This window comes from Variovorax sp. DAIF25 (genome assembly GCF_050711835.1).
Taxonomy (GTDB): domain Bacteria; phylum Pseudomonadota; class Gammaproteobacteria; order Burkholderiales; family Burkholderiaceae_C; genus Variovorax.
In genome coordinates this window covers 5,071,832-5,090,903 of the sequence record NZ_CP136636.1, presented here as the reverse complement: position 1 = coordinate 5,090,903, position 19,072 = coordinate 5,071,832, and the positions used below count along the sequence as shown (strand labels likewise).

General features: G+C 69.7%; 18 protein-coding genes. 3 read left to right on the top strand and 15 right to left on the bottom strand.

Annotated features, from left to right (window positions below; translation table 11 throughout):
- Positions 1-22: 22 nt before the first annotated feature.
- Positions 23-925 (top strand): bile acid:sodium symporter family protein, encoded by a 903-nt coding sequence (locus tag R0232_RS23430; RefSeq protein ID WP_413762920.1) that lies wholly within the window; start codon positions 23-25, stop codon positions 923-925.
- Complete coding sequence (locus R0232_RS23425) at positions 922-1,923, top strand: NAD-dependent epimerase/dehydratase family protein (RefSeq protein WP_431509575.1); 1,002 nt, start codon at positions 922-924, stop codon at positions 1,921-1,923. Before R0232_RS23430 ends, R0232_RS23425 begins: the two co-directional genes overlap by 4 nt.
- On the opposite strand, the gene R0232_RS23420 is transcribed toward R0232_RS23425, so the two are convergent.
- Positions 1,907-2,818 carry a LysR family transcriptional regulator gene (locus tag R0232_RS23420; protein ID WP_431509574.1) on the bottom strand — a complete coding sequence of 304 codons (912 nt, stop codon included), beginning with the start codon at positions 2,816-2,818 and terminating at the stop codon, positions 1,907-1,909. The two genes, R0232_RS23425 and R0232_RS23420, sit on opposite strands and share 17 nt — an antisense overlap.
- Before the next feature lie 102 nt (positions 2,819-2,920).
- Between R0232_RS23420 and R0232_RS23415 the strand changes: the two genes are divergently transcribed.
- Entirely contained in the window at positions 2,921-3,694 is a 774-nt protein-coding gene (locus R0232_RS23415) for a sulfite exporter TauE/SafE family protein (protein WP_431509573.1), read from the top strand.
- Between the two features lie 16 nt (positions 3,695-3,710).
- Here the strand turns inward: R0232_RS23415 and R0232_RS23410 are convergent, their stop codons facing one another.
- The 14 genes from R0232_RS23410 to R0232_RS23345 all read right to left on the bottom strand — a co-directional run bounded on the left by R0232_RS23410 (position 3,711) and on the right by R0232_RS23345 (position 19,069).
- Positions 3,711-4,202, bottom strand: a complete 492-nt coding sequence (locus R0232_RS23410) for an NUDIX domain-containing protein (RefSeq protein ID WP_093339434.1) — start codon at positions 4,200-4,202, stop codon at positions 3,711-3,713.
- Positions 4,203-4,207: 5 nt separating this feature from the next.
- Positions 4,208-4,657 (bottom strand): GatB/YqeY domain-containing protein, encoded by a 450-nt coding sequence (locus R0232_RS23405; protein WP_431509572.1) that lies wholly within the window; start codon positions 4,655-4,657, stop codon positions 4,208-4,210.
- Positions 4,658-4,785: 128 nt separating this feature from the next.
- On the bottom strand, positions 4,786-4,998 hold the full coding sequence (gene rpsU / locus R0232_RS23400; RefSeq protein ID WP_007833691.1) for a 30S ribosomal protein S21: 213 nt from the start codon (positions 4,996-4,998) through the stop codon (positions 4,786-4,788).
- A gap of 112 nt (positions 4,999-5,110) precedes the next feature.
- Entirely contained in the window at positions 5,111-6,343 is a 1,233-nt protein-coding gene (locus R0232_RS23395; protein WP_431509571.1) for an NAD(P)/FAD-dependent oxidoreductase, read from the bottom strand.
- Positions 6,344-6,404: 61 nt separating this feature from the next.
- The gene (locus R0232_RS23390) at positions 6,405-7,193 is read right to left on the bottom strand and encodes a YaeF family permuted papain-like enzyme (RefSeq protein ID WP_431509570.1); all 789 of its coding nucleotides are present in this window, start codon (positions 7,191-7,193) and stop codon (positions 6,405-6,407) included.
- Positions 7,193-8,323 (bottom strand): sterol desaturase family protein, encoded by a 1,131-nt coding sequence (locus R0232_RS23385; RefSeq protein WP_203201933.1) that lies wholly within the window; start codon positions 8,321-8,323, stop codon positions 7,193-7,195. Before R0232_RS23385 ends, R0232_RS23390 begins: the two co-directional genes overlap by 1 nt.
- A 61-nt stretch (positions 8,324-8,384) precedes the next feature.
- Positions 8,385-9,275, bottom strand: coding sequence for an ABC transporter permease (locus R0232_RS23380; RefSeq protein WP_431509569.1), 891 nt, complete (start codon positions 9,273-9,275; stop codon positions 8,385-8,387).
- Between the two features lie 448 nt (positions 9,276-9,723).
- Entirely contained in the window at positions 9,724-10,833 is a 1,110-nt protein-coding gene (locus tag R0232_RS23375; protein WP_431512875.1) for an IS5 family transposase, read from the bottom strand.
- A gap of 91 nt (positions 10,834-10,924) precedes the next feature.
- Positions 10,925-11,842: an ABC transporter permease gene (locus tag R0232_RS23370; protein WP_093339420.1), complete on the bottom strand. Its 918-nt coding sequence runs from the start codon at positions 11,840-11,842 to the stop codon at positions 10,925-10,927.
- A 4-nt stretch (positions 11,843-11,846) separates the two neighbouring features.
- Positions 11,847-13,115, bottom strand: a complete 1,269-nt coding sequence (locus tag R0232_RS23365; RefSeq protein WP_431509568.1) for an ABC transporter substrate-binding protein — start codon at positions 13,113-13,115, stop codon at positions 11,847-11,849.
- 58 nt (positions 13,116-13,173) lie between these two features.
- Positions 13,174-14,277, bottom strand: coding sequence for an ABC transporter ATP-binding protein (locus tag R0232_RS23360; protein ID WP_431509567.1), 1,104 nt, complete (start codon positions 14,275-14,277; stop codon positions 13,174-13,176).
- 93 nt (positions 14,278-14,370) lie between these two features.
- The gene (cobA, locus tag R0232_RS23355) at positions 14,371-15,183 is read right to left on the bottom strand and encodes a uroporphyrinogen-III C-methyltransferase (protein WP_431509566.1); all 813 of its coding nucleotides are present in this window, start codon (positions 15,181-15,183) and stop codon (positions 14,371-14,373) included.
- Positions 15,180-16,085 carry a DNA-binding protein YbiB gene (gene ybiB / locus R0232_RS23350; protein WP_431509565.1) on the bottom strand — a complete coding sequence of 302 codons (906 nt, stop codon included), beginning with the start codon at positions 16,083-16,085 and terminating at the stop codon, positions 15,180-15,182. The genes cobA and ybiB overlap by 4 nt, the downstream gene beginning before the upstream one ends.
- Before the next feature lie 206 nt (positions 16,086-16,291).
- Entirely contained in the window at positions 16,292-19,069 is a 2,778-nt protein-coding gene (locus tag R0232_RS23345) for a molybdopterin-dependent oxidoreductase (RefSeq protein WP_431509564.1), read from the bottom strand.
- Between the last annotated feature and the right edge of the window lie 3 nt (positions 19,070-19,072).

Sequence of the window (19,072 nt, the reverse complement as noted above, 5' to 3'; positions counted from 1 at the left end):
ACGAAAAAAGGACACGCGCCCCATGCTGCCCGTCGACGAGATCCGCCTGCACTTCAATCCGGCCTCGCTGGTGCTGCTCAACGTGGTGCTGGGCTTCCTGATGTTCGGCATCGCGCTCGACACGCGCATCGAGGACTTCAAGCGCGTGGCGCGCATGCCCGGCGCGATGGCGGTGGGCATCGGCGCGCAGTTCATCGTGCTGCCGGCCGTGACCTTCGCGCTCACGTTGCTGCTGAAGCCTGCGCCGAGCATCGCGCTCGGCATGATCCTGGTGGCCTGCTGCCCGCCGGGCAACATCTCGCAGATCCTCACGCACCGCGCGGGCGGCAACGTGGCGCTGTCGGTGTCGATGACCGCGATCTCGAACGCGCTGTCGATCGTGCTGATGCCGCTGAACTTCGCCTTCTGGGGCGGGCTGCATCCGACCGCCGCGCCGCTGCTCCAGACCATCGCGCTCGATCCGCTCGACATGCTGGGCCACATCGTGATGATCATCGGCATTCCCTTCGTGCTCGGCGTGGCCTGCGCGCACCGGCTGCCGGGGCTCACGGCGCGCATCAAGAAGCCGGCGCGGATCCTGAGCTTCCTCGCGCTGATCGCCTTCATCGTCGGCGCGATCGCGGGCAACTGGCGCTACTTCCTCGACTACGTGGGGCTGGTGCTGCTGGCCGTGGTGCTGCACGACGCGCTGGCCTTCGGCACCGGCTACCTCTGCGCGCGGCTGTCGGGGCTGGCCGACTACGACCGGCGCGCGGTGGCGATCGAGGTCGGCATCCGCAACGCGGGGCTCGGGCTGGTGCTGATCTTCAGCTTCTTCGGCGGACTCGGCGGCATGGCGGTGGTGGCCGGCGTCTGGGGATTCTGGGACATCATCGCGGGCCTCGCGCTCGCGAGCTGGTGGGGCCGCCGGCCCGCGACGCCATGACCGCCGCCGCGCGCCGCGTGCTGGTGACGGGCGCCGACGGCTTCCTGGGCCGCGGCGTGCTGGCCGCGCTCGCGCCGCGGCTCGGCCACGGGCAGCTCGAGGGCCTGGTGGCGCTCGACGTGCGCGAGGTGCCGCCCGCGTGCCGGCTGCCGGGCGTGGCCTACCTGGCGCAGGACGTGCGCGAGGCCGGCATCGGCAAGGCCTTCGCCGACCATGCGATCGACACCGTGGTGCATCTGGCCTCGATCGTCACGCCGGGCAGGGACTCGAACCGCGACTTCGAGCATTCGGTCGACGTGGGCGGCACGCGCAACGTGCTCAAGGCCTGCACCATGTACCGGGTTGCGCACATCGTGGTGTCATCGAGCGGCGCGGCCTACGGCTACCACGCCGACAACCCGGCCTGGATCGATGAGCACCAGCCGCTGCGCGGCAACGCGGTGTTCGCCTATGCCGACCACAAGCGCCAGGTCGAAGAGCTGCTGGCCGACTGGCGCGCGCGCCATCCCTCGCTGGCGCAGACGGTGCTGCGCATCGGCACCATCCTCGGCGAGCGCGTCGACAACCAGATCACGGCGCTGTTCGAGAAGCGGCGGCTGATCGCGATCCGTGGCAGCGCGAGTCCCTTCGTCTTCGTCTGGGACGAGGACGTGACCGGCGCCATCGCCCATGCGCTCGAGGGCGGCGCGCCGGCCGGGTGCTACAACCTCGCGGGCGATGGCGCGCTGCCGATCCACGAGATCGCGGCGCGCCTGGGCAAGCGCACCATCGACTTTCCCGCGGGCGTGCTGAAGACGGCGCTGGCGGTGGGCTCGGCGCTCGGCGTGAGCCGCTACGGGCCCGAGCAGCTCGACTTCCTGCGCTACCGGCCGGTGCTCTCGAACACCGCGCTGAAGGAGCGCTTCGGCTACCGCCCGCGCAAGACCAGCGCCGAGGCTTTCGAGGCCTTCGTGGCGGCGCGCGCGGCGCAAGGGCGGCCGGTCACGCGCGGGGCTTAAGACACTTCTCCACCGGCTCCAGCAGGTAGGCGAGCATGCGCCGCGCGTTCAGCGGCAGCTCCTCCGAATTGCGCACGCAGGCCATCAGCGTGCGCTCGGCCCAGGCATCGGCCAGCGAGGCGCGCGCGATCTTCATCGAACGCGCACAGCGCGCGGCCGCGGTCTGCGGCAGGATGCCCACGCCGATGCCCTGCTCGACCATGCGGCACACGGCCTCGAAGTTGCGCACCCGCACCCGGTAGGACAGGTGGCGCCCGAGCGCGCGCGCATGCATGGTCACGAGCTGCTGCAGCGCGCTGTCGGCGGGCAGGCCGACGAACTCGCTGTCGACCACCTCGGCCAGCTTCACGCGCCGGCGCCCGGCCAGCGCATGGCCGCGCGGCATCACCAGCACCAGGTCGTCGCGCCGGAACGGATGGCATTCGAGGCCCTCGGTGTCGATGGCGTCGGAGACGATGCCGATGTCGCACAGCCCGGCGCGCAGCGCCTCCACGGTGTCGGGGCTGGGCCGTTCCTCGAGGTCGATCGATACCCGCGGATGCTGGGCCAGGAAGCGCGCCAGCACCTCGGGCAGGTGCTCGGTCAGCGCCGAGGTGCCGCAGAGGAAGCGCACATGGCCCTTGAGGCCCTGGCCGTATTCGCCGAGTTCGCCGCGCAGCCGCTCCATCTGCTGCAGCACCACGCGCGCATGGTGCAGCAGGGTGCGGCCGGCCTCGGTGGGGCGCACGCCTTGCGCATGGCGCGTGAGCAGCGGGGTGCCGAGCGCATCCTCCATGCCGCGCACGCGCTGGCTGGCCGAGGCCAGCGTCATGTGCGAGCGCTGCGCGCCGGCGGTCAGGCTGCCGGCCTCGACGACGTGGAGGAAGAGCCGCAGGTCGGTGAGATCGAATCGCATGGTGAGCCCGCAAGGTAGCACGCCGGCCTCAGTCTGTGCCTGAGGCTCGCTGCGCGAATGCCGGATTCCCGGCCGGCGCCGCGGCCGGCAGACTGCGCGCCGATGACGTCTTCCTCCTTCTCGAACGAACTGGCCGGCCTCGCGGGGCACGGCTTCGCCGCCGCGGCGGTCTTCCTGCTGGCCGGCGTGATCAAGGGCGTGATCGGCCTCGGGCTGCCCACGGTGTCGATGGGCCTGCTCGCGCTGTGGATGCGCCCGGTGCAGGCGGCGGCGCTGCTGATCGTGCCCTCGCTGATCACCAACGTCTGGCAGACCGGGCCGCGCGCGACTTTCCTGCCGGTGCTGCGGCGCATCGGCGGCATGCAGGCCGGCATCGTGGCGGGCACGCTGGGCGGCGCCTGGTGGCTGGGCGTGCCGGCCGGGGCCTGGGCCTCGGTGGCGCTTGGCGTGGCGCTGGTGGCCTATGCGCTGTGGGGGCTGACCGGACGGCAGCTGAAGGTGGCGCCCGCGCACGAGCGCTGGCTCGGGCCGCTGGTCGGCATCGCGACCGGGCTGGTGACGGCCGTGACCGGGGTGTTCGTGGTGCCGGCCGTGCCCTACCTGCAGGCGCTGGGCTTCCAGCGCGACGCGCTGATCCAGGCGATGGGCATCTCGTTCACCACCTCGACCGTGGTGCTCGCGATCGGGCTCGCGGGCAACGGCGGCTATCCGCTGGCGGTGCTCGGCGGCTCGGCGCTGATGCTGGTGCCGGCGATCGTGGGGATGGTGCTGGGCACCTGGCTGCGCCAGCGGCTGCCGGTGCCGGTGTTCAGGCGCTGCTTCCTGATCGGGCTGGGGCTGCTGGGTGCCTACATGGCCGTGCGGGCCATGGGGTGAGCGCGCTGGGGGGCGTTCAGCCCGCGGCGACGGGCTGGGCCGCCGCCAGGGCCTGCGCGGCGCGCACGCGCTCGATGGCCTGGCGGTAGGGCAGGGCGTAGCCGTCGATCGGATCCTCGGGCGCCAGCCAGCTGAACGAGAACACCAGGCCGTCCTCCTCGGGGCTGCCCATGGCCACGTGGTCGAAGTGCTCGGGCAGCGGCCCTTCGGCGTGGATCAGGAACAGGTGCCACAGCTGCGGATGGCGGTGGGTGTTGCCCTCGACGCCGGCCTCGCAGTCGCGCTGCAGGGTGCCCAGCGAGACCAGCGCGCCGGCATGGTCGATGCCCGATTCCTCGAGCAGCTCGCGCCGCACCGCGAACTCGGGCGATTCGCCCGGTTCGATGGTGCCCTTGGGCAGCTGCATGTTGCCGTCCTCGGGATGGCGGAACACCAGCAGCCGGCCGCGCGCGTCGACCAGGCAGGCGCAGGCCTTCGGGATCGCGGCGGTCTCGGTGCCGGCGGTCATGGCGATCAGGCGCCGGTCAGCGCGGCCTTGACCGCGGCGCTCACCAGGCCCATGTCGGCCTTGCCGGCCAGGCGCGTCTTGACCGCGCCCATCACCTTGCCCATGTCGCCCGGGCCCGCGGCGCCGAGCTCGGCCACGATGGCCTTGACCTCGGCGGCGATCTCGTCGGCGCCCAGGCGCTGCGGCAGGTAGACCTCGAGCACCTTGATCTCGGCGGCTTCCTTGTCGGCCAGGTCGATGCGGCCGCCCTGGGTGAAGGCGGTGACCGAGTCCTTGCGCTGCTTCACCAGCTTGTCGACGATGGCCACGACCATGGCGTCGTCGAGCTCGATGCGCTCGTCGACTTCCTTCTGCTTGAGCGCGGCCAGCAGCAGCCGGATCGTGCCCAGGCGCTCGGAGTCCTTGGCGCGCATCGCGGTCTTCATGTCTTCGGTGATCTGTTCTTTGAGGCTCATGGGGTCTCCTGCGGGAAAAAACAAAGCCGCGGCAGGTTTCCCTGGCGCGGCTGGAAGGCAGTTGGCGGGGCGGAGGGCGGCGGGTTCGGTGTTGTCGAATCGGCCGCGGTGTCCGGTGCCAGGGTGCGTCAGTACAGCTTCTTGGGCAGCTGCATGCTGCGAACGCGCTTGTAATGGCGCTTCACGGCGGCTGCCTTCTTGCGCTTGCGCTCGGCGGTCGGCTTTTCGTAGAACTCGCGGGCGCGCAGGTCGGTCAGCAGGCCGAGCTTTTCGATGGTGCGCTTGAAGCGGCGCAGGGCGACGTCGAAGGGCTCGTTTTCTTTAACGCGGATGGTGGTCATCAGGAATCGTTGATTTGAAATTTGGCCGGGGGAGGATCGAGAGCCCCAGGCCGGGGTTCCTCAACAAGAAAAAGTGTGTGGCCGTTGAGGGAAGGCCAAAGTTAGCCGGCGATTATAGCGCGTTTGCGCAGGCGTGGGCACTCGCCCATGCCCATTGGAAGTTGTAGCCGCCCAGCCAGCCGGTCACGTCGACCACTTCGCCGATGAAATACAGGCCCGGCTGCTTCGATTCCATCGTCTGGGACGACAGGTCCCGGGTGTCGACGCCGCCGGCCGTGACCTCGGCCTTCTTGTAGCCCTCGGTGCCCGAGGGCACGATCTGCCAGCGCGCGATGCGCTCGGCCAGCGCGGCCAGCGCGCGGTCGGCGGCCTCGTTGATCGGCCGCTGCAGCGCGCCGTCCTGGCCGACCCAGGCATCGGCCAGCCGCGAGGGCACCAGGGCGGCGAGCTCGTTGGCGATGCGTTTCTTCGAGCGCAGCTTGGCCTCGGCGAAGGCCGCGGCCACGTCCACGCCGGGCGCGAAATCCAGCGTGAGCGGCGCGCCTGGCTTCCAGTAGCTCGAGATCTGCAGCACGGCCGGGCCCGAGAGGCCGCGGTGGGTGAACAGCAGGTCCTCCAGGAAGGCCATCTTTTCCTTCTTGGCCCCGGTCTCGATGCGCACCGGCAGCGCCAGCCCGGCCAGTTCGGCATAGGGCGCCCAGGCCTCGCCGCCGAAGGTCAGCGGCACCAGCGCCGGGCGCGGCGCGACCATGCGCAGGCCGAACTGCTCGGCGATGCGGTAGCCGAAGTCGCTGGCGCCGATCTGCGGGATCGACAGGCCGCCCGTGGCGACCACGATCTTCGGCGTCTCGATCGGGCCGCGGCTGCTCTCGATTCGATAGCTGCCGACGCTCGTCCCATCTGCATTTTCGGCCGAGAACGTGATCTGCCCGATGCGGCAGGGCTGCCAGCGCTCGACCCCGCCGGCCGCGCATTCGGCCAGCAGCATGTCGACGATCTGCTGCGAGGAGCCGTCGCAGAACAGCTGCCCCTTGTGCTTCTCGTGGAAGGCGATGCCGTGCTTCTGCACCAGCTCGATGAACTGCTGCGGCGCATAGCGCGACAGCGCCGAGCGGCAGAAATTCGGGTTCTCGCCGATGAAGTGGCGCTGCGGCGCGCGCACGTCGAGGTCGCGGTTGGTGAAGTTGGCGCGGCCGCCGCCCGAGATGCGGATCTTCTCGCCCACCTTCTCGCTGTGGTCGAGCAGCAGCACGCGGAGCCCGCGCTGGCCCGCCACGCCCGCGCAAAACAGCCCGGCGGCGCCGGCGCCGATCACCACGGCGTCGAAACGCGAGACTTCGCTCACTGAAGTACCTCCGTGCTTCGCACTGCGGTGCGAGCTTGCTTGGGGCGGCCCGGCGCGGCGCTCATGGCCCGTCGGCCGCCAGCACCGGCGGCGGGTTGTACTTGAGGTGGCCCACGTAGCGCAGCGGCTGGGTGGCGGCGATCGAGGGCACGTCGCCCTCGCGCATGTGCAGCAGGTCGGCCGGGCTGACCCAGCGCGGGTCGGCGCTGGTGATCGGCAGGCCGGCCTGGTTGTAGGCCTCGAGCACGAACTGCGAGCAGAAGAACTGGTCGTCGCGGCTCGCGCCCAGCTGCACCATGGCCATGCCGCTCATGCAGTAGTGGCTGACCGCGCCCGGCATCAGCGGCAGCTCGCACAGCCGGCGGTTCAGCACGAAGGGGGCGTTGAGCAGCACGCCCACGGTGTTGTAGCGCACGCCGACCTGCGACAGCGCCCAGGCACGCATGCGCTCGGCGCCGGCCGCGTCGACGCCGGGCACGCGGAAGGCCACCACCATCTGCTCCTCGTCGACCACCTCGGCCAGCGCCCGCGCGCGCACGCCGGTGCCGACGGCCTCGGCGATCCGGCCGTCGCCGAGGTAGAGCACCGCATGGCTCACGGGCGAGAAGGTGCCCAGCCGGATGCCGAAGGAGTTCACCGTGGCGATCGAGGTCAGCAGGATGTCGCCGGGCTCCAGCGCATCGGCCGCGATCAGCTCGCCGCCGTTGCCCGGCGCGATCACCGAGCTCTGCACCCGCAGGCGCAGGCCGCTGTCTTGCGAGGGCAGGTCGAGGCGGGTGGCGCAGGCCCCGAGCAACAGGGCGGCGCCCGCGGCAGCGAGGGCCGCGCAGGTCTGGCGGAACACGCGCATCAGCCCTTCCAGAGGAACGGGAACTTCAACTGCTTGAAGAAGCCGTTCGGCACGTAGTCGCCGAGCACGCCGTACTTCTCGGGCCAGAGCCGGGTGGTCTTCACGGCCGTGCCGAAGAGGTAGTCGAGGAAGGCGTAGTGCGCCGCATAGTTCTTGTCGAGCGCTTCCTGGTCCTGGCTGTGGTGCCAGTGGTGGAAGTTGGGCGTCACGATCACGTAGCGCAGCGGGCCGAGCCGCACGCTCACGTTGCAGTGGTTGAACACCGCCTGGAAGCCCACCACCACGATGTAGGCGTCGATCACTTCCTTGCTGAAGCCCAGCACGTAGATCGGCGCCAGCACCAGGGTGCGCGTGATCAGCAGCTCGAGGATGTGCTGGCGCGAGCCGGCCATCCAGTCCATGCTCTTCACGCTGTGGTGCACCGCGTGCAGCCGCCACAGCACGGGCACCTCGTGGTAGGCGCGATGCGTCCAGTACTGCACCAGGTCGGCCACCAGGATGATCAGCAGCAGCCCGGCCCAGAACGGCAGGTTGCCGACCCAGCCGCGGATGCCGTCGTTGGCGGCCCAGCCGAACAGCTTGTGCACCATGAGGTTGGTGGCCAGCAGCACGAAGCCCACGATCATGTGGTTGACCACGAAGTGGTGGAAGTCGGTCTGCCACTCGGCGCGGAACACGGGCTGGTCCTTGCGCAGCGCGAACAGCTTCTCGATGAAGATGAAGATCAGCGAGGAGCCGAGCAGGTCGAGGATGAACCAGTCGAGGCCGATGTAGGGGGTGTTGTCGGCGAAGTCGTTGACGGGGACCTTGTGGCCGCCGAGCAGGGCCGACAGCACGATCAGCAGGAAGGCGAAGGACGAGAGCCAGCGCGTGCGGTTGAAGATGATGTTGACCAGCGAGAGGCCGCCCGAGACCACCATGGCGACGAGCAGCACCCAGCGCATGAGGTCGACGTTGTAGCTCTTGCGCAGCTCGGGCGTGCTCAGGTACTGCGGGAAGTGGAACACCAGCACGCCGAGGAAGCACAGCACCGCGAGGCTGATGGCGATGGTGCCCGTGACCATGCCCTTGCCGCGGCGCAGCTCGCCGTGGCTTTCGGCGAGTTCGTTGAGTTTGTCGATTTCCAGCATGCCCGCCTCTGTCTTGCTTTTTTGTAGGGGCGCGATTTTAGGTCGGGCGGCGCCAAAGCGGTCACCCCCTTCGGGTGGAGCGCCGCCGCAGCAGCGCGGCCGCCCCCAGCGCCGCCGCCATGACCAGCAGCGACACCACGGTGGTCACCGTGCCGAGGGCATAGATCGAAGGGGTGGTCACGGTCGAGGTCAGGCCCTGCAGCTCGAGCGGCAGGGTGTTGACGTCGCCGATGGCCTGCGAGGTGCGCGCGATCTCGTCCCACGAGAGGGTGAAGCCGAACATGCCGATGCCCACGATCGAGGGGCCGATCAGCGGCAGCACGATGAAGCGGAAGGTCTGCCAGGGCGTGGCGCCGAGGTCGCGCGCGGCCTCCTCGTAGGCCGGGTTGAAGCGATTGAAGACCGCGAACATGATGAGCAATCCGAAGGGCAGGGTCCAGGTCAGGTGGGCGCCGAGGGCGGAGCTGAACAGGCCGAGCGCGGTGCCGTAGCCCTCGAGCAGGGTGGTGGCGTCGATGGCGGTCAGCAGGGCCTTGATGCCGGTGTCGAGCAGCCGGAACTGCAGGCCGATGCCCAGCGAGATGATGATCGACGGCATGATCAGGCTCGCTACCGTGACGAAGAACAGGGTGTTGCCGCCCGCGAGCTTCTTGCGGAACGCGAGGCCGGCGAGCACCGAGAGCACGACGGTGAAGCCCATGACCACGGCGCCCAGCGCGAGCGAACGCCGGAACGCGGCGCCGATGTCGACCGTGCCCAGGCCCTCGGCGAGCTTGTGGAACCAATGCAGCGAGACGCCCCGCAGCGGGAAGGTCAGGCCGCCCTCGGGGCCCTGGAAGCTCAGCACGAAGATCGTGATCATCGGGCCGTAGAGGAACAGCACGAAGAGGGCGAAGACGGTGGCCAGGGGCCAGAAGCCCTTGTTGCGTTTCTCTCGGATGTGGTCGGTCATGGTGTGTCTTTTTTCGGGGCGGATGCACGGGGCACCGGGTACTCCCCTCCGCGAATGTCCCCCGCCCTTCGGGCTCCTCCTTGATTTCGCTGCGGGGAGTACCCGGTGCCCCGTGCATCTGGGCAGGCCGGTGGTGCCCGGCCCGTCATCACCGCTGCGCCTCGCTCGCGTCGATGGGGTGCTCTGCGCAGCGAAATCAAGGAGGAGGCCGAAGGCCGGGGGACATTCGCGGAGCAGAGCACCCCGTCGGCGCGAGCGCGTCCCACACATCGAAACTGGCAATGCAAGAAGACCACCTAGCAGGCTGTTGAAATTCGACGTTGCAAACGTCGATTGGTTAGCTTGATCAGGCGGTTGAAGCCGAATTGGCCAGGGCTTGGCTGTCGGTTTGGACCGATGAGGCTTTGCGCACGTGCGCCACACGTCGGGCAGGGGGCCGTTCGTGGGCTCATTGCACAGCCCTTTGAGGCCCAATGCACAGCATTCGAGCCATCCGCACGATATTGCTGGCCGTCATGGTGAGCTTGAACTGCTGGTCGACACGCTGGAGTCCGCGGTACATCGTCTGTCGTATCCTCCCGACCGTCTTCGCCCAGCCGAAGTGCTCTTCGATGCGCTTGCGCACGACCTGGCTGGCAGCGTAGCCGGCGTGACGAGTCGTTCGTCCATCGACGGCGCTGCCACCCCAACGCGTCGTGTGGCTGGCCACGTGCGGCGTCACGCCGCGCTTGCGGCAGTCGGCGATGAAGTCTCGCGTGTCGTAGCCCTTGTCGGCTGCGACCGTCTTACGGTGTGCTCCGGGGACGGTGTCGAGCATCGCCAATGCTGCCGAGCGCTCGCCGTAGCCGTCGGCGTACGTAACCACCGCGCCAACAACCAGACCGTTGCGGTTCTCCATCAGCACATGGCCTTGATACGCCAGGATCGCTGCAGTGCTGGCGCCCTTGCGGAACAGTCTGGCATCCGGATCTGTCTTGCTCTGGTGCGTATCGTTGCTGCGTGGTCGGCCCTTCCAATCGCGCTCCTGGTTGCGACCTGCGGGGCCGCCACCCGCCCCGGGCCCGTCGCCGTCCTTGGGCAAGAAGCTCTTGTGACTGGCCCAAGCCTGGATGAGCGTGCCGTCCACCGAGAAGTGCTCCTTGCTCAGCAGCTTGCGCTTGTCAGCCAGTCGCATCACCTGGGCGAAGAAGCTCTCGACGACAGCGTGCTCCAGCAGGCGATCACGGTTCTTGGAAAAGACTGAGTGGTCCCAGACCTCGTCATCGATGGCCAGCCCGATGAACCAACGAAATAGCAGGTTGTAGCGAACCTGCTCCATCAGTTGCCGTTCGCTGCGCACGGAGAAGAACACCTGGATCAGCATTGCCCGTAGCAACTTCTCGGGGGCAATCGACGCTCGCCCAGTCTCGGCGTAGATCGTGTTGAACAGACCGTTCAAGCCGACCAGTGCCTCATTGACCAGCCCGTGGATGGCTCGCAGCGGATGGTCTGGCGGCACGAAGTCATCAAGTTTGGCCAGCGTGAACAGGCCTTCCTGCATCCCATCTGATCCGCGCATCGGTATCACCCCACGTCGTTGCGTCACTTCAACCGTACCAGCATCAGTCTCTTCCCGAACCAGCAGTTCCCCGGAGAAATTCAACAGCCTGCTAGAGCTCCTTGCGTATGTCCACCAGCCGCGTCAGCCCCCAGATGATCATCAGCACCACGGCCAGCAGGATCATCGCGTTGGCGGCCGCCAGCGGGAACTGCAGGTACGAGGTCTGCACCTGGATGATCTTGCCGATCGAGGCGATCTGCTGGCCGCCCATCACGCCGATGGTCACGAAGTCGCCCATCACGATCGTGATGACGAAGATCGAGCCGATCAGGATGCCCGTGCGCGACAGCGGCACCACCACGTTCCACAGCGTCTGCCAGCCCGAGGCGCCCGCGTCGTTCGCGGCCTCGAGCAGCGAGCGGTCGATGCGCATCATGCTGTTGAAGATCGGCACGATCATGAACATCGTGTAGAGGTGCACGAAGGCCAGCACCACCGAGAAGTCGGAGAACAGCAGCCACTCCACCGGCTGCTGCACCAGCCCCAGGCCCATCAGCGCCTGGTTCACCAGCCCGTTGCGGCCCAGCAGCGGCACCCACGAGATCATGCGGATCACGTTCGAGGTCCAGAACGGCACCGTGCACAGCACGAACAGCACCGTCTGCATCGTCGACGAGCGCACGTGGAAGGCCAGGAAGTAGGCCACCGAGAAGCCGATCAGCAGCGTGATGCCCCAGACCAGCAGGCAGAACTTGAAGGTGCTCAGGTAGGTGTTGAGCGTCACGCAGAGGTCGCCGTTGTCGGTCAGCCGCGAACAGCCCTCGAACAGGCTCAGGTAGTTGCGCAGCGTGAACGCCGGGATCAGCTCGTACTCGTTGAAGTTCCACAGGCTCACCATCGCCACCAGCGCCAGCGGAACCAGGAAGAACAGCAGGAACACCAGCGCGAACGGCGCCGCCTGCCACCACGCCTTCACGGCATGCAGCGGCTCGGTGGCGGCGTTCGCGCGGGCGGTGGGTGCACTCACGGGATCAGGCCGCGACGAACTCGTTCCACTTGCGGACCATGTACTCGTTCTCGTCCATCACCGCGTTCCAGCAGGCGATGCCGCCCATGCGCTGCTCGTAGCTGCCGCCGTCGCGCACCGCGCCGGCCTTGGCGATCACGTCGCCCTGCGGGCTCTTGATGTCCTGCGCCGCGGGCTTGCCCTCCATCCAGTAGGCCCACTCGTAGGCTTCCATCTTGGCCTTCGCCGTGTCGAGCACCGCGCTGTAGTAGCCCTGGCGGTTGAGGTAGGCGCCGGCCCAGCCGTCGAGGAACCAGTTGATGAACTCGTAGGCCGCGTCGAGCTTCTTGCCCGACAGCGTGGCCGGCAGGCCGAAGCCCGAGGCCCAGGCGCGATAGCCTTCCTTGAGCGGCTGGAAGGTGCAATCGATGCCCTTGCTGCGCACGGCCGTCACGGCCGGCGACCACATCGACTGGATCACCACCTCGCCCGAGGCCATCAGGTTCACCGACTCGTTGAAGTCCTTCCACAGCGCGCGGAACTGGCCGGCCTTCTTGGCCTCGATCAGCGTCTTGATCGTGAGGTCGATCTCGGCCTTGGTCATGTTGCCCTTGTCGGCGTACTTGTGGAGGCCCTTGGCCTCCACCACCATCGCCGCGTCCATGATGCCGATCGAGGGGATGTTGAGGATCGCGGTCTTGCCCTTGAACTCGGGGTTCAGCAGTTCGGCCCAGGAGCCGATCGGGCGCTTGATCAGGTCGGGGCGGATGCCCAGCGTGTCGGCGTTGTAGGTGGTCGGGATCAGCGACATGAACTGCGTGGCCGACTTGGCGAAGGCCTTGCTCTTCTCGCCCTCGAGGTAGATCACCTTCACGGGCGCCGTGCCCTGGTCGCCGACCTTCTTGCCCGCCACCTCGCCCTTGGTGAACAGCGAGGTGATCTTGTCGGCGTTCTTCACGCGCTTGCTGTCGATGCCCTTGAGGTTGCCGGTCGGCACGATCTTCTTGAGCGAGAAGAACTCGGTGTCGATCAGGTCGAAGCTGTTGGGCGCCGTCACCGCGCGCTTGGTCACGTCGTCGGTGGTCACGGCCACGTACTGGATCTCGATCCCGGTGTCGGCCTTGAACTTCTCGGCGATCGCCTTGTCCTGGTTCACTGCCGTGCCGAGGTAGCGCAGCACCACCTTGTCCTGCGCATGCACGAAGGGCGCGATGCCCGTGGCCAGGATGCCGGCCGTGCCTTGCAGCAAGGTGCGGCGCTTGAGTCCGAGGGGGGAGTCGAGGGTGTCGGTCATGCTGAGTCTCCTGAAAGAAAGGGGAGGAACGCGGAAGGGAAGAAAGAAAAGAGGGGGCTCAGAGCGTCATCGCGATCGCTGCCGTGTCGTCGCGCAGCGCGGCCGTGGGCTCCGGCGTGCGCTCGCCCGGCGGCTTCGCGCCCGGCCCGAGCACGCGCGCATCGGCCTCGGCCCACGACAGCCGCACGGCCTCGCCGAGCGCGTACGGCTTTGCGAGGAACGCGGCCTCGCCGAGCTGCACCGACACGCTCGCGCGCCCGGGCTCGGCCGCGTCGAGCGCGAGGCCCAGCAGCACGTAGGTGCCCTGGTATTCGACGTCGGTGACGGTGGCGGCGAGGCCCTCGGCCGTCTCGGCGGCCGGCGCGATCCGCATGCGGTCGTTGCGCACCGCGATCGGGCCGGCGGGCGTGTCGAGCACGTTGTGGCCGCCCATGAAGCGCGCCACGAACTCGCTGGCCGGATGGTTGTAGACCGCGTGCGGCGAGCCGACCTGCTCGATCACGCCGTGGTTCATCACCACCATGGTGTCGGCCAGCGCCATCGCTTCTTCCTGCGAGTGCGTGACGTGCACGAAGGTCAGGCCCAGCTCCTTCTGCCAGCGCCGCAGCTCGGCGCGCATCTGGATGCGCAGGAAGGGGTCGAGCGCCGACAGCGGTTCGTCGAGCAGCAGCACGCGCGGCTCGGTGATGAGCGCGCGCGCCAGCGCCACGCGCTGCTGCTGGCCGCCCGAGAGTTCGCCGGGCTTGCGCGCGGCCAGGTGCCCCATCGCGACGCGCTCGAGCAGCGCATTGGCGCGCTGCTGGCGCTCGGCCTTGGCCACGCCCTTCATCTTGAGGCTGAAGGCCACGTTGTCGGTGGCCGACAGGTGCGGGAACAGCGCGAAGCTCTGGAACATCATCGCCGTGCCGCGCGCGGCGGCCGGCAGGTCGGTGATGTTGCGGTTGTCGAGCAGGATGTCGCCGCTGGTCACCGACTCGTGGCCCGCGATCATGCGCAGCGTGGTGCTCTTGCCGCAGCCCGAGGGGCCGAGCAGGCAGCAGTAGCTGCCGCTGGCGATGCGCAGGTCGATCCGGTCGACGGCGGCCGGGGTGCCCGGGGCGTAGCGCTTGCTCAGCGCGACGATCTCGATGGCGGCGGGGACGGGCGTGGCGACGGCATTCATTGCCCGTGGCCGAGCACGATCCATGCCACGCGCTCGGGTGCGCGGGCCGCCTGGTTCGCCGCTACGCCTTAGGGCGTACGGCGCGTGCCGGGATCAGGTGCCGAAGCGGTCCGCGTCCGCCGGCAGGCCGGCGGCGGCCAGGCCGCGCAGCACGTCGCCCACCACGATCACCGCCGGGCTCGCGAGGCCGGCCTCGGCGATGCCGCGCTGCAATTGGCCCAGCGTGGTCGCGACGTGGCGCTGCTGCGGCAGGCTCGCATGCTGGATCACGGCCACCGGCGTGCCGGCCGGCAGGCCGTGCAGCAGCTCGCGCTCGATGCGGGCCGCGCCCGACACGCCCATGTAGATCACCAGCGTGAGCCGCGCTGCATGCGCGGTCGCGGCCAGCGTGCGCCAGTCGGTCGGATCGTCGGCGGCGCCGGCGCCCGTCTTCGCATGGCCGGTGACGAACACCACGCCCTGCGCATGGTCGCGGTGCGTGAGCGGCACGCCCAGCGCGGTGACGGCCGCGAGGCCGGCCGTGATGCCGTTGACCACCGTGCACTCGATGCCGGCCTCGCGCAGGTGCTCGACCTCCTCGCCGCCGCGGCCGAAGATGAAGGGATCGCCGCCCTTGAGCCGCACCACCGTCTCGCCCTCGCGCACCGCGGTGATCATCAGCCGCTCGATGAAGGCCTGCGGCGTGCTCTTGCAGCCGCCGCGCTTGCCCACGTGCACGATGCGCGCATCGGGCCGGGCATAAGCCTGCACGATGGCGTCGTTCACGAGGTCGTCGACCAGCAGCACCGTGGCGGCCTGGATCGCCTTCACGGCCTTGACGGTCAGCAGCTCGGGGTCGCCCGGGCCGGCGCCCACCAGCGTGCAGCGGCCGGCGATGAGGGAGGGGGTGGGGGCGTTGGTTGTCATGCGTGGGATGCCAGTTGCGTGATGTACCGGACCTGCGTTGCGATCGCCTCGGGCACGGGGAGCTCGCCCGCCAGCACGCGGCGCGTGTAGTCGGCCGTGGTCGCGACGTCGATGTCCTTCGGCAGGCCGGGCACCTCGGGGTCGGTGCCGGGCTGCTGGGCCTGCAGCTCGGTGCGCACGCCGCGCACGAAGCCGTCGATCTGGGCCGTGCGGCGCGGGTCCGACACCACCTCGCCCTCGAGGCCGCGCGACAGCAGCGCCGTCATGCCGGTGAGCTCGAAGGTCTCGGCCATGACGCGCGCGTACTCGGGATGGGTATAGCTGCCGACCACCACGCAGGCGCCGGCGCCCGGCTGCATCAGCTTGACCACGCTGTGGCCCGGGTTGCGCAGGCCGACCACGCGGCGCACGTCGAGCAGCCGCTTGAGGCCCGGGCTCATCAGCTCGGTGGCGGCGAAGGCGGCCTCGCCGGCGGCGATTTCGCGCACCGCGGCCAGCGGCGCGATGCCCAGCGCCTCGAGCACGTTGGAGGCCAGCACGCGCGCGGTCTCGGTGGCGCTGCCGTGCACCAGCACCGGCAGGCCCTCGCGCGCCAGCAGCAGCGCCAGCAGCGGCGTGAGCACCGGCAGCTTGCGCGCGCCGTTGTAGCTGGGCAGCACGACCAGCGGGCGTTCGGTGGCGGGAAAGCGCGCCAGCCGCGCATGCGTGGCGTCGAGGAAGCCGGCCATCTCCTCGGGCGTTTCGCCCTTGATGCGCATCGCGAGGCAGAAGCCGCCGATCTCGAGGTCGGTGACGGTGCCGTCGAGCACCTGGCCGAACAGGTCGCAGGCCTGTTCGCGCGACAACGGCCGGGCGCCGCGCGCGCCCCGGCCGATTTCCTTGATGTAGTGGCTGATTCCCATGGGTAGGCGGATTGTCCCGCAAGGCTTATGCCGGAATGAGAGTTCGCTTATGCCTGTCCTGGACGCGGGGGCTTGTGCTCCCTCCCCCGCTGGGGGAGGGCTGGGGTGGGGGCACCGTGCGATGGATGCGTGCGTAACGATGGAACGGCCCGGTGCCCCCATCCCGGCCTTCCCCCAGCGGGGGAAGGAGCAAGGCAGGGCACGGCTCACGCCAGCGCCTCCACCGGCGTCGAGCGCACCCGTCGCTTGAGTTCGGGAATGCACGAACCGCAGTTGGTGCCGCATTTCAGCGCCCCCTGCAGCGCGGCCAGCCGTTCCGCGGGCGATCCGTCGCAGCGCCGCAGCTGGCGCTCGATCGCGAGGTCGGTCACGTTGAAGCAGGTGCAGACCGGCTTGCCGCGCGACTGCACCGCCACCGGCGCGCGCGCGCCGGGCGACAGCAGCAGCCGGCCATAGTCCTGCGCCGGCAGCTCCTCGCGCAGCACGGTGGCGATCCAGGCCTCGGCGCTGGTGTCGCCGCCCAGCAGGAAGGCCTCGAGCCGCGCGCCGTCGGCCCGGCGCGCCAGCCGCGCCGCGCGGCGCTGGCCGCGGCGGCGGTCGGCATAGCGCAGGGTGTCGGGCGCCTGCAGGCCCAGCAGGCCCTCGATGCGCGAGAGCAGGGCGTCGTCGGGCGCCTCGTAGGCGGCGGCGCGGAACAGCAGGCCGCCGCGGCTGCCGTCGGCGCCCGAGAAGGGCACGCAGGCCGCGAACGGGAAGGCCGCCATCAGCGCCTGCAGCGCCCGGCGCGCGGCCAGCGCGTCGTCGTCGGGCAGCCAGGCCATGGCCAGCAGCGACCAGGGCAGCTCGGCCTTGAGGATCTTGACCGGCACGTGCTTGAGCTCGGGCTGCTTCGAGATGGGGCAGTACGCCGGCGTAGTGACGGCATTGATGCCCGCGAGCGGCGTGCCGGTGGAGGACGAGCCGCCCAGGTACTCGCCGCCCCAGTGCATCGCGACGAAGGCCTGGTCGGGCGCGATCTCCTCGCTGGCACGTGCGGGCAGCAGGATCGAGCCACGCCGCGAGCTCAGGTGCACCAGGTCGCCCTCGCGCAGCGCGCGCCGCGCCATGTCCTGCGGATTCATCTGCACCGCGGGCTCGGCCACGTGGCCGAACAGCCGGCCGACGTTGCCGGTGCGGCTCATGCCGTGCCACTGGTCGCGCAGCCGGCCGGTGTTGAGCGAGAACGGCCAGCGCGGTTCGCGCGGCTCGGCCAGCGGGCGGTAGACGGTGTCGGCGAAGCGCGCGCGGCCGTCGGGCGTGGGGAACACGCCGTCCTCGTAGAGGCGCGCGCGGCCGGCCGTCTCGCCCTCGCGCAGCGGCCATTGCTGCGGGCCGGCGTGCTCGAGCAGCGCCCAGCTCAGGCCGGTGATGTCGAGGTCGCGCCCGCGCGTCGATTCGCGGTGCTCGTTCCAGACCGATTCGGCGTTCTCGTAGGGAAACAGCGTGGCCGCGCGGCCCAGCCGGGCCTCGAGCCGGCGCGCGAATTCGGCCGCGATCGACCAGTCGTGGCGTGCTTCGCCGGCCGGTGGCACGGCGGGGCGCACGCGCGAGATGCGGCGTTCGCTGTTGGTGACCGTGCCTTCCTTCTCGCCCCAGGTGGTGGCCGGCAGCAGCAGGTCGGCGTAGGCGCAGGTGGCGGTGGTGGCGAAGGCTTCCTGCACCACCACGAACTCGGCACGCTCGAGCGCGCGGCGTACCGTGGCCTGGTCGGGCATCGACTGGGCCGGGTTGGTGCAGGCGATCCACAGCGCGCGGATCTCGCCGTCGGCCGCGGCCTGGAACATCTCGACCGCGGTCTTGCCGGGCTGTGCGGGCACCGAGGGCACGCCCCAGAGCGCGGCGACCTCGGCGCGGTGCGCAGGGTTCGCGAGATCGCGGTGCGCGCTCAGCAGGTTCGCGAGGCCGCCGACCTCGCGCCCCCCCATCGCATTGGGCTGGCCGGTGAGCGAGAACGGCCCCGCGCCCGCGCGCCCGATCTGGCCCGTGGCCAGGTGCAGGTTGATCAGCGCGGCATTCTTCGCGGTGCCGCTCGAGGACTGGTTGAGGCCCTGGCAGTACAGGCTCAGCGTGGCCGGCGAGGTGGCGAACAGCCGGGCTGCCTCGAACAGCTGCTCGGTCGACAGGCCGCAGACCCGTGCCACCGTCTCGGGCGTGCAGTCGCCCACCGTGGCCTTCAGCGCCTCGAAGCCGCTGGTGTGGGCCGCGATGTAGTCGGCGTCGATCCAGCCTTCGCGCAGCATCAGGTGCAGCATGCCGTTGAACAGCATCACGTCGGTGCCCGGCTGCAGCGGCAGGAACAGGTCGGCGATCTCCACCGTGTCGGTGCGGCGCGGGTCGGCCACCACGATCTTCAGCGCGGGGTTGGCGGCCTTCGCGTCCTCGATGCGTCGAAACAGGATCGGATGGGCCCAGGCGGTGTTGCTGCCGACGATGAACAGGCACTGCGCATGCCGCAGGTCGTCGTAGCAGGCAGGGGGTGCGTCGGCGCCCAGCGTCTGCTTGTAGCCGGCCACCGCGCTGCTCATGCACAGGCGCGAGTTGGTATCGATGTTGTTGGTGCCGACCAGGCCCTTGGCGAGCTTGTTGAAGACGTAGTAGTCCTCGGTGAGCAACTGGCCCGAGACGTAGAAGCCGACCGCGTCGGGGCCGTGCGCCTGCACGATGCCGGCGAAGCGGCCGGCCGCCTGGTCGAGCGCCGCGTCCCAGCCCAGCGGCTGCGGTGCTTCGCCGCGGCGCGCGCGCTGCATCGGGCGCAGCAGCCGCGTCTGGCGCGTGATCGGTGCGCTGGCCGTCAGGTGCAGGGTCGAGCCCTTGGTGCAGAGGCGGCCGAAGTTGGCCGGATGGTCCGGGTCGCCGCGCACGCCGGTGATCTGCGCGCCCTCGGACTCGATGATCACGCCGCAGCCGACGCCGCAGTAGGGGCAGGTGGAGCGGGTGTCGGTCATGCG